This window comes from Meridianimarinicoccus marinus (assembly GCF_040689105.1).
Lineage (GTDB): Bacteria > Pseudomonadota > Alphaproteobacteria > Rhodobacterales > Rhodobacteraceae > Meridianimarinicoccus > Meridianimarinicoccus marinus.
In genome coordinates, this window is the sequence record NZ_JBFBVU010000003.1 from 258,726 (window position 1) to 269,227 (window position 10,502).

Genomic DNA, 10,502 nt, shown 5'->3' on the forward strand with positions numbered 1-10,502 from the left:
GGTCAGACAGGGCTGCACGTATCCCTGTGACCCTGGACCCCGCATGACCCGAACGCGCCGCACATTTCTGAAACGCTGCCTGCCTGCGCTGGCCGCCGCCGCCCTGTTGCCCGCCGTGGCGCCGGTGCCGCAAGGGGTGCTGATCCCGGCAGGGGAACTGATGCTCAGCATGCCGAGCGAGCCGCGGTTCGGCGGACTTTCGGCGCTGGAACTGGATCAGAACGGCAGCGCCTTCATCAGCCTCTCGGACCGTGCGGTGATGTTTCGGGGCGTGTTGCAGCGCGAGGGTGGCAAGCTGTCAGGCGTCACCGTGACCCCGGCCATCGACCTGACCGACACCAAGGGGCGCACCCGGATCAGCCAGGGGGCCGATACCGAAGGGCTGGCGCAGGTGCCGGACGGGGTTCTGTATTATTCCTCGGAAGCCTCGCACACGGTGGGCGTTCTGGATGCCGACACCGGCGTGACCCGCGATCTGCCTCCCGGCGATTGGCTGGACGTGTTGCAGGAAAACTCGGGCTTCGAGGCGCTGGCATTGGACCCGCGCAACCGCCCCATCGCCATCCCCGAGCGGTCGGGGGAATGGGAGCGTCCGTTCCCGGTCTTCCGTTTCGAAAACAAGCGCTGGAGCGTGCCCTATACCCTGCGCCGCGACGGAAAGTTCCTGCCCGTGGGCGCCGATCTGGGCCCGGACGGGCGGCTCTACCTGCTGGAACGGCACTATGTCCCGATCCTGGGTTTTGCCAGCCGCATCCGAAGTTTCGCATTCACAGCCAACGGCCTGACCGACGAACAGCTTCTGCTCGAGACGTTTTTCGGCACCCATGACAATCTGGAAGGCCTCGCGGTCTGGGCGGATGAGGCCGGCGACATTCGCCTGACCATGGTGTCGGACGACAACTTCAGATCCGTGCAACGCACCGAGATCGTCGAGTACCGCCTGCCGGCGGAGTGGCGAGATGGTCTTGATTGTCGCACCAATTGCGGCTAGATGGCCCCGTTCGCCTTCGCGATCCAAGTCTCCGCTACCTTGCAAAAACGGATCAGATACATGACCCCTCGCGTGCTTCCCGGCATCATGGCCATGGCGGCCATCGTCGTTGCCTCAAACATCCTGGTGCAATTCCTGTTCGGCCAATGGCTGACATGGGGCGCCTTCACCTATCCACTGGCCTTCCTGGTGACCGACGTGATGAATCGCGTCTATGGCCCCGGCCCGGCCCGCAAGGTGGTTCTGGCCGGTTTCGTTGTCGGCATCGCCTGTTCGCTGATCGGCACCCAGATCCACGGCGAATTCGGACCGCTGGTCACCCTGCGTATCGCGCTGGCGTCGGGTACGGCTTTCCTGACCGCGCAACTGCTGGACGTGGCCATCTTCGACCGCCTGCGCGGCGGCAAATGGTGGCGCGCGCCGCTGGCCTCGTCGCTGCTGGGATCCAGCCTGGATACCGCGTTGTTCTTCACCCTCGCCTTTTCCGCCAGCCTGGTGTTCCTGGAACCCGGCAACGATGTGTCCTGGGCCAATGAAGCTCTGCCGCTGCTGGGCGCGGGCCCGATGGTCCCGCTGTGGGTGTCGCTGGCCGTGGCCGACTGGATGGTGAAACTGGCGCTGGCGCTGCTGGCCCTTGTGCCGTTCCGCGCCCTCGTGGCCCGCCTGTCCGCGCAACCGGCCTGAGTTGCCCTGTTCACCTTCCCCGACACTTCGCGAGATTTTGCTTTGACATTTTCCCGGATCGTGGCACGCTTTCCTCCAACGGAAACAAACGGAAGGAGGTGATCCAGTGTCAAGAGAGGTATTGGAGAGAGGTGTGAATTCCGGTTTCGGGGGCAAGCCCGACAGTAAGTCGTAGGGCGGTATACCCACCGGCCGGGGATGAAGATCCATTTCACCCCCTCCTTTCAGTCTCGAAGGGTCGCCCAAGGGCGGCCCTTTTCGTAACGGTCCACAGGTCATGATTGAGATTTCGCCCGACATCACCCTGCAAGACTGGGAGTTCACCGAGAACTTCACCCGGTCCTCGGGGCCGGGGGGGCAGAATGTGAACAAGGTGTCCAGCGCTGTTGAACTGCGGTTCGAAGCCGCCCGCAGTCCGCATCTTCCCGCGCCGGTCAAGACCCGCCTGCGCCGTCTGGCCGGACGCCGCTGGACCGATGACGGTGCGCTGATCCTGCGGGTCGAGGACACCCGCAGCCAGGCCCGCAACCGCGAGATTGCCCGCGAACGGCTGGCCGATCTGGTCCGCAAGGCGCTGGTTGCGCCCAAACGGCGGCGCCCGACCAAGCCGACGAAAGGCTCGATCCGGCGGCGGTTGGAGGCCAAGACCCAGCGCGGGCAGGTGAAATCCCTGCGCGGAAAGGTGGCACCCGATGAGTAGGACAAGACCTGCCTGCGGTGCCGACGCCCGCAAACAGTGCCCTGACGACCGGAGAGAATTCCATGTATGACGCCGTTTTCGCACAGGATGTGGCCGCTGCCTGGCAGGTCGACACACAGGCACCGCGCGTAACCTCGCCCGGGTCTGGGCGCATCTTCGAAATCCGTCTCACCCCCCGCCTGTCTGCCCGGCTGAAGTTCTATCCCAAGGCGCAGGCCGAGCGGGTCGCCGCCCGCGCCCGCTGGCAAGAGGCGCTGGCCGACACCGGCTTTGCCTGTCCCTGGCCTCAACGCACCCGCAGCGGCGACCTTGTGGTCCACCTGAAACAGGCCCCATCGGTCGCCGTGATGGAGCAGGCCATTCACGGCCACCCGGTGCAAATTCCCGAAAACCGCGATGCCGCCCTGGCCACATATGGAGATCTGGCGGCACTGCTGGCCGATTTCCACCTGAGTGCGGAGTCCATTGACCCGTTGCCATTCCCGGCAAGGTCGAATCCCGATCGCAATTTCGATCCCAATGCCGCCATCGCGCATTTCGAAAGCAAGGGCCAGACCGAGATCGCGGAATTGTTATCGCGCTTGTCCGGGGCTTTGACGAAGTCCTGCGATGAGTCCCGTGTTTGTCTTGGCAAGCTTGAGCTTTCCGAAACGCTCGAAGCTGATCACACGCTCTATCTGACGGATATGGACACTGCCGGAACCGGGGACCGGCTTCGAGATCTCAGCCGACTCCTGACTCTTGAAAAAGACCCGGACCGACTGGAATCGGTATTCGAGGCCATCTGCCGATCTTATGAAAGTGGCGGAATTTTGCTGAAGGAAAGCGACAAAGCAGCGATTCTGTACGGCGTCATAAGCGAATGTGTTGAAATTTTTCAACCGGGCGCATGTGACACTACACTGGACAACTCTACTCCCGGCGCCCGCATTCTGGCTGCAAGTGCATTACTTTCAAAGCTTTAGGTCCTGATCCATCGTAAATTCAATTGGCAATCTGAATAAACGACTGATTCATTTTCTTGTGCGAGACAATTCCAATGTACGGAAAATGAACCTTGCCAAACTCTATTCCACTCCTGTAATTGAAGTGATCTTGAAAACAGAAGGCTGACACATGGATATCGATCTGAGCGAACTTTCCCTGACAGAACTGAAATCTCTGCGCTCCAAAGTCGGGCGGGCGATCGAAACCTTCGAGGAACGCCGTCGCAAGGAAGCATTGGCCGCGGCGGAAGCCAAGGTTCGTGAATTCGGTTTTTCGCTGAATGAGATCGTGGATCACGCCAAGAAATCCGGCGTCAGCCGTCCGGCGAAATACCGACACCCGGAAAACCCGGACCTGACGTGGAGTGGGCGTGGCCGCCAGCCGCAATGGTTCAAGGACGCCATCGAAGGCGGCGCCTCGGCCGACGATCTTCTGATCGCCTGATCGCGGTCAGACCACGACCGCGCGCGGCTTCTGGATACCGACGTCGAACACGCGCTTGTAACGCGCCACCTCATCCGCCGGACCCATTGCCTTGTTTGGATTGTCGCTCAGCTTCACCGTTGGGCGGCCATCCGCGCTGACCGCCTTGCACACCAGCGAAAACGGCGCCAGCGCGTCCTCGGCCACCAGTCCCCGGAAATCGTTGGTCAGCAGGGTACCCCAGCCGAAGGACACACGCACCCGCCCGCGAAAGCGGGCCTGAAGCTCCAGCATTTTGTCGACGTCCAGTCCGTCCGAGAAGATCACCAGCTTCTGACGCGGATCCTCGCCGCGTTCCTTCCACCAGGCGATGGCCGTTTCGGCGCCGCTGGCCGGATCGCCGCTGTCGATGCGGATCCCGGTCCAGCCCGCCAGCCAGTCGGGCGCCTCTTTCAGAAAGCCGTCACTGCCATAGGTATCGGGCAGGATGATGCGAAGATTGCCTTCGTGTTCCTCGTGCCAATCGGCGAGGACGCGATAGGGCGCTTGCCGCAAGTCCTCGTCCGTGTCGGTCAGGGCGCTGTAGACCATGGGCAATTCATGGGCATTGGTGCCGATGGCCTCCAATTCGCGGCGCATGGCGATCAAGCAATTCGAGGTACCGACAAAGCGATCCCCCAGCCCTTCCCGCATGGCCCGCACGCACCAATCCTGCCACAGGAAGGAATGGCGGCGGCGGGTTCCGAAATCGGCAATACGCAGGTCCGGCTCAGGCCGCAACAGTTCCACCTTTTCCCAAAGCTTGGTCATGGCCCGCGCATAGAGCACCTGCAATTCGAAGCGGTCCATGGCATTCAGAACCGCCCGTCCGCGCAATTCCATCAACACCGAAAGCGCCGGGATTTCCCACAGCATGACTTCGGGCCAGCGGCCTTCGAAGGTCAGTTCGTACTGCCCGTCTCGCTTTTCCAGATGATAGGGCGGCAGGCGGAAATTCTCGAACCACTCCATGAAATCGGGCCGGAACATCTGGCGCTTGCCGTAGAACATGTTGCCGCGCAGCCAGGTGCTTTCGCCCCGGCTCAGCGACAGGCTGCGAATATGATCCAGCTGTTCTCGCAATTCGCCTTCGTCGATCACATCCGCCAGCCGGATATTCCGGCTGCGATTGATCAGGCTGAATTCCACATGAGTGTCGGGCTTGTTGCGAAACACCGACTGACACATCAGCAGCTTGTAGAAATCGGTGTCGATCAACGAGCGGATGATCGGGTCGATCTTCCATTTGTGATTGTAGACGCGCGTGGCGATATCCACCATGGGCCGACCCTCCTGTCCCTGAAATACTAGAGCAATCCTGAGGGGATAGCGCAAGGGGCGTCGCTTGGCCTCAGATCAGCGCGACACCGGCGGCGGCCATCGCCGCCCGGGCGCCAGCCAGCGAGCCGTCCAGATCGATGGCCCGGCACAGGTCCTGCCGCACCTCGGCTTCGAAACCCGCCTGCGCCGCATCCACCGCCGAGAACTGCACGCAGAAATCCAGCGCCAGCCCGACGAAGGTCAACCGGGTGACCCCGCGCGCCCGCAAATAGCCGTCCAGACCGGTCGGCGTGACGTGATCGTTCTCGAAGAACGCCGAATAGCTGTCGATCTCGCGGCGGAACCCTTTGCGCACGATCATCTGCGCCCTGTCGGCATCCAGATCCGGGTGAAAATCCGCGCCCCTGCTCACCTGCACACAATGATCCGGCCACAACACCTGCGGCCCATAGGGCATGTCGATCATCTGGAACGGGGTGCGGCCCGGGTGCTGGCTGGCGAAAGACGCATGATCCGCCGGGTGCCAGTCCTGCGACAGCACCACCACGGGAAACTCGGCCATCAGCGCATTGATCGGCGCCACGACGTCCGACCCGCCGGGCACGGCCAGCGCCCCGCCCTCGCAGAAGTCGTTTTGCACATCGATCACGATCAGGGCGTCGCTGTCTGGCCGCATGGCAGGTCTCCTTGTCTGCTTCCTGACTATGGAACGCGCTGCGATGGGTCAACCGATGCCCTTGTTTCCATGGTGGCAGAGGCGTAGATGGCAGCGCATGTATATCGTGGCTGCCCTCTATCACTTCACCCGTTTCGATGACCCAGACGCCTTGCGCCCGGCGCTCCGGACGCTTTGCGCCGAGAAGGACGTCACAGGCTCGCTGCTGATCGCGCATGAGGGGATCAATGGCACCATCGCCGGGCCGCGCAACGGCATTGACGCGGTGCTGGCCCATATCCGCGCCCTGCCCGGATGTGCCGATCTGGAGTGGAAGGAAAGCACCGCCAGCGCGCAACCTTTCGGTCGCATGAAGGTGCGCCTGAAGCGCGAGATCGTGACCATGGGCCAACCGCAGGTCGACCCGCTGGCCGGCACCGGCCACTACGTGGACCCACAGGACTGGAACGCGCTGATCTCGGCCCCTGATGTGGCGGTCATCGACACCCGCAACGACTATGAGGTCGCCATCGGCACTTTCGAGAATGCCGTCGATCCCGAAACCACCAGCTTTCGCGAGTTTCCGGCCTGGTGGGCGGCCAACAAGGATCGCTTCCACAACAAGCGCATCGCCATGTTCTGCACCGGCGGTATCCGCTGCGAAAAATCCACCAACTACCTGCTGGGCGAAGGGGTGGACGACGTCTACCACCTCAAGGGCGGCATCCTGAAATACCTTGAAGAAGTGCCCGCCGAGGACAGCCTCTGGCAGGGCGAATGCTTCGTCTTCGACGGGCGGGTCAGTGTCGGCCACGGTCTGGCCGAAGGCCCGCACCAGTTGTGCCATGCCTGCCGCCGCCCGATCTTGCCGGAGGATCGCGACCGGCCTGAATTCGAGGAAGGCGTCTCCTGCCACCAGTGCCTCGCGGAAACCTCCCCGGCCGACAAGGCCCGCTTCCGCGAACGCCAGAAGCAGATCGCGCTCGCCAAGGCGCGCGGCGAGAAACACCTGGGCCGCGCCGATACCGCCGATACCGCCGATACCGCCGATACCGCCGATACCGCCGATACCGCCGATACCGCCGATACCGCCGATTGACCGGGCCAGTGAGTCGGGGCCGGGTCAAGGCCCGAGGCACGAGCGGCCTTGAGGCGGGCGCGACTCGCCCCCATCCTTGCGATGGCCTGTTTGTGGCAGACCTGCCCGCAAACGGCCTCTCAGCAATACCCCACACACAAGCCGTCCCCTAGCCCGCATACCGCTTCCGTGCACCCGCAGGCGCGGGCGCAGCCCGCGCCTGCCCAGCCCAACGGCTTGCGATCGCCAGATCGTCCAGGCGGCGGGAGCCTCCCCTTGCCCCTCGCACAATGCAGCCCGGACCGCTATATGAAGGCCAACGCGTGCCGATCGAAGGAGTGCCCCCATGTCCACCCAGAAACCCGTTGTCCTGTGCATTCTTGATGGCTGGGGCGCAAATCCCGACAGCACCGCCAACGCCCCGGCGCTGGCCGACACTCCGACCTTCGACCGGATCATGGCCAGCTGTCCCACCGCCCAGCTCACAACCCACGGCCCCGATGTGGGCCTGCCCAGCGGCCAGATGGGCAATTCCGAGGTTGGCCATACCAATATCGGGGCGGGCCGGGTCGTCGCCATGGATCTGGGCCAGATCGATCTGGCGGTCGAGGATGGCTCCTTCGCCAAGACCCCGGCCCTTGTCGCCTTTGCCGAGACCCTGAAGGCCAGCGGCGGCACCGCGCATCTGATGGGCGTGATCTCGGACGGCGGCGTGCATGGCCACATCGATCACGTGGTCGCCGCCTGCTGTGCCCTGACCGATCTGGGGGTGCCGGTGGCGCTGCATGCCATCACCGATGGCCGCGACGTGCCACCACAATCCGCCGCCGGCTTCATGGCGCAATTGTCAGACGCCCTGCCCGAGGGGGCCACCATCGCCACGGTCATCGGCCGCTACTATGCCATGGACCGCGACAACAGGTGGGAACGGGTCGCCTCTGCCTATGACGCCATGGTGCTCGCCACGGGCAAGGCCGCCCCGGATGCGGTCACCGCCGTCACCCAGTCCTATGACACGGGCGCCAATGACGAGTTCATCCCAGCCACCGTGATCGGCGATTTCGCCGGTGCCCGCGACGGCGACGGCTTCTTCTGCCTGAACTTCCGCGGCGACCGCGCGCGCGAGATCCTGCGCGCCATCGCCCAGCCCGATTTTACCGACTTCGACATCGGCGCCCGTCCCGACTGGGCCGCGTTGCTGGGCATGGTGGAATACTCCGACGACCACAACGCGTGGTTCAAGACGGTGTTTCCCAAACGCTCCATCATCAACACGCTGGGGGCTTGGGTCGCCAAGCATGGCCGCACGCAATTCCGCCTGGCCGAGACCGAGAAGTACCCCCATGTGACCTTCTTCCTCAACGGCGGCAAGGAAACCCCGGAAGTGGGCGAAGACCGGTCCATGCCGCCCTCGCCCAAGGTGGCCACCTATGATCTTGCCCCGGAAATGTCGGCCGCCGAGGTGACCGCGAAATTCGTCGAGGCGATCGAGGCGGGCTATGACCTGATCGTCACCAATTACGCCAATCCCGATATGGTCGGCCACACCGGCGATCTGGACGCCGCCAAAAAGGCTTGCGAGGCCGTGGACCGGGGCCTGGCTGCCGTCACCGCGGCGCTGGACAAGGCGGGTGGCGCGATGATTGTGACCGCCGATCACGGCAATTGCGAAACCATGGTGGACCCGGAAACCGGCGGCCCGCACACCGCCCATACCATCAACCCGGTGCCCGTGGCCCTGGTCGGCGGCCCGGTGGGCGCGCGGCTGGAAAACGGCCGCCTGGCCGATTTGGCCCCCACTCTGCTGGAGTTGATGGGCCTGCCCCAGCCCGAGGAAATGACCGGTCAAAGCCTGATCCGCCGCTAGAGAGGCGGAAATCCACGGAATTGTGACCGGAGGCGCGGTTGGAACTGGCGCCCCCTTTTGGAATAGGCATTATATGATCCCAAAGGGGTCCCGCTGGGATCCGGACAGGAAAGGACCGCCCGCAGATGAGATCTTTCGTGATGGCCGCGATCGGAGGCACCCTTGCCGGGGCCGTTCTGACCACGCAGGTGGCCGGCCCGCTTCTGGCGCAGGAACAAAGTGAGGCGCGCACGGTCTATGAACAACTCGACCTGTTCGGCGATATTTTCGAACGCATCCGCGCGCAATACGTCGAGGAAGTGGACGAGACCGATCTGATCGAAGCGGCGATCAACGGCATGCTCACCTCGCTCGATCCCCATTCCTCCTATCTGTCGCCCAAGGATGCCGATGACATGCGCGTGCAGACCCGCGGCCAGTTTGGCGGGCTGGGCATCGAGGTCACGCAGGAAAACGGCTTTGTCAAGGTGGTCTCGCCCATAGATGACACCCCTGCCGACGAGGCGGGCATCGAAGCCGGCGATTTCATCACCCATGTGGATGGCGAAAGTGTGCTGGGTCTGAACCTTGACGAGGCAGTGGAGCTGATGCGCGGGCCGGTCGGGTCCGAGATCATCATCACCGTGGTGCGCGAAGGGCTGGACGAGGCCTTCGACGTGTCGATCACCCGCGACACCATCAAGCTGACCGCCGTCCGCGCCCGCACCGAGGGCGACGCGGTGGTGCTGCGCATCACCACCTTCAACGACCAGACCTTCCCGAATCTGCAGGAAGGCCTGAAAAATTCGGTCGAGGAGCTGGGCGGGATCGAGAATGTCTCGGGCATCGTGCTGGACCTGCGCAACAACCCCGGCGGTCTGCTGACCCAGGCAATCCGCGTGTCCGACGCCTTCCTCGACGCGGGCGAGATCGTCTCGACCCGTGGCCGCGATATTCAGGACAGCGAGCGCTACAACGCCACCGAAGGCGATCTGGCCGAAGGCAAGCCCCTTGTGGTGCTGATCAACGGCGGTTCGGCTTCGGCGTCCGAGATCGTCGCCGGCGCCCTGCAGGATCACCGCCGCGCCATCGTCGTCGGCACCAAGAGCTTCGGCAAGGGTTCGGTCCAGACGGTCATGCCCCTGCGCGGCGACGGCGCCATGCGCCTGACCACCGCGCGCTATTACACGCCGTCCGGCCGGTCGATCCAGGCGCTTGGCGTGTCGCCCGACATCATCGTGGAACAGCCGCCGCGTACGGAAGAGCTGGACGATCAGACCGAGGACGATGCGCACACCCGCAGCGAGGCCGACCTGCGCGGCTCGCTCGGCAACGACTCGATCAGCGACGACGAGATGCGCCAGTTGGAAGAGGACGAGGCCCGCGCCAAGGCCGCCGCCGACCTGCGTAAGCGGGACTATCAGCTGGCCTATGCCATCGACGTTCTGAACGGTCTGGCCGCGCTGAGCACTCGCGCGGATTGATCCGGGCCGGACACCCGCGCGTCTTACGCTGCGGGTGTCCGGGTGCAAACAGCCCTTGGCCTGTGCATCGCGATATTGAATGCGCATGGTGTTGGTGGATGCGGTTGCGCCGGGTTGAGTATTTTTGACAAGAAAAAGTTGCCGCGCCCCTGCCCGTGGCCCCTGGGGGTCAACCGTTTGCCAAAGATCGCCCTCGCGTCCCATTGCCTGTTTCAACGTAAAGCTACGCCGAGGGCCGTCTTGCCTCACCGGTATTACTCGTCGGCCATGATGCGTTCGATGAGGTCGGCGTCACATTGCTCGTCGCAGAGGAACTCGCGGATCCCGCCATCCC

General features: G+C 63.7%; 10 protein-coding genes. 8 read left to right on the forward strand and 2 right to left on the reverse strand.

The genetic code is table 11. The annotated features are described in order from the left end of the window. Positions 1-43: 43 nt before the first annotated feature. The 5 genes from AB0T83_RS04790 to AB0T83_RS04810 all read left to right on the forward strand — a co-directional run bounded on the left by AB0T83_RS04790 (position 44) and on the right by AB0T83_RS04810 (position 3,806). Complete coding sequence (locus AB0T83_RS04790) at positions 44-991, forward strand: esterase-like activity of phytase family protein (RefSeq protein ID WP_366191905.1); 948 nt, start codon at positions 44-46, stop codon at positions 989-991. Positions 992-1,051: 60 nt separating this feature from the next. Further along, a complete protein-coding gene (locus tag AB0T83_RS04795) occupies positions 1,052-1,675 on the forward strand; it encodes a queuosine precursor transporter (protein ID WP_366191906.1) in 624 nt (207 codons plus the stop codon). A gap of 277 nt (positions 1,676-1,952) precedes the next feature. Continuing rightward, positions 1,953-2,375 (forward strand): alternative ribosome rescue aminoacyl-tRNA hydrolase ArfB, encoded by a 423-nt coding sequence (gene arfB, locus AB0T83_RS04800; protein WP_366191907.1) that lies wholly within the window; start codon positions 1,953-1,955, stop codon positions 2,373-2,375. A 62-nt stretch (positions 2,376-2,437) separates the two neighbouring features. After that, entirely contained in the window at positions 2,438-3,340 is a 903-nt protein-coding gene (locus tag AB0T83_RS04805; protein ID WP_366191908.1) for a phosphotransferase, read from the forward strand. A gap of 151 nt (positions 3,341-3,491) precedes the next feature. Beyond that, the gene (locus AB0T83_RS04810; RefSeq protein WP_366191909.1) at positions 3,492-3,806 is read left to right on the forward strand and encodes an H-NS histone family protein; all 315 of its coding nucleotides are present in this window, start codon (positions 3,492-3,494) and stop codon (positions 3,804-3,806) included. Positions 3,807-3,812: 6 nt separating this feature from the next. Here the strand turns inward: AB0T83_RS04810 and pncB are convergent, their stop codons facing one another. Together pncB and pncA are read right to left on the reverse strand one after the other, a co-directional pair. Beyond that, on the reverse strand, positions 3,813-5,105 hold the full coding sequence (gene pncB, locus AB0T83_RS04815; protein ID WP_366191910.1) for a nicotinate phosphoribosyltransferase: 1,293 nt from the start codon (positions 5,103-5,105) through the stop codon (positions 3,813-3,815). 70 nt (positions 5,106-5,175) lie between these two features. Further along, positions 5,176-5,781, reverse strand: coding sequence for a bifunctional nicotinamidase/pyrazinamidase (gene pncA, locus AB0T83_RS04820; RefSeq protein WP_366191911.1), 606 nt, complete (start codon positions 5,779-5,781; stop codon positions 5,176-5,178). Between the two features lie 97 nt (positions 5,782-5,878). Between pncA and trhO the strand changes: the two genes are divergently transcribed. The 3 genes from trhO (at position 5,879) to AB0T83_RS04835 (ending at position 10,168) form a co-directional block, all read left to right on the forward strand. Next, entirely contained in the window at positions 5,879-6,859 is a 981-nt protein-coding gene (gene trhO, locus AB0T83_RS04825; RefSeq protein WP_366191912.1) for an oxygen-dependent tRNA uridine(34) hydroxylase TrhO, read from the forward strand. Between the two features lie 325 nt (positions 6,860-7,184). Beyond that, the gene (gpmI, locus tag AB0T83_RS04830; protein WP_366191913.1) at positions 7,185-8,705 is read left to right on the forward strand and encodes a 2,3-bisphosphoglycerate-independent phosphoglycerate mutase; all 1,521 of its coding nucleotides are present in this window, start codon (positions 7,185-7,187) and stop codon (positions 8,703-8,705) included. A gap of 125 nt (positions 8,706-8,830) precedes the next feature. Next, positions 8,831-10,168: a S41 family peptidase gene (locus tag AB0T83_RS04835; protein ID WP_366191914.1), complete on the forward strand. Its 1,338-nt coding sequence runs from the start codon at positions 8,831-8,833 to the stop codon at positions 10,166-10,168. Positions 10,169-10,502 lie beyond the last annotated feature (334 nt).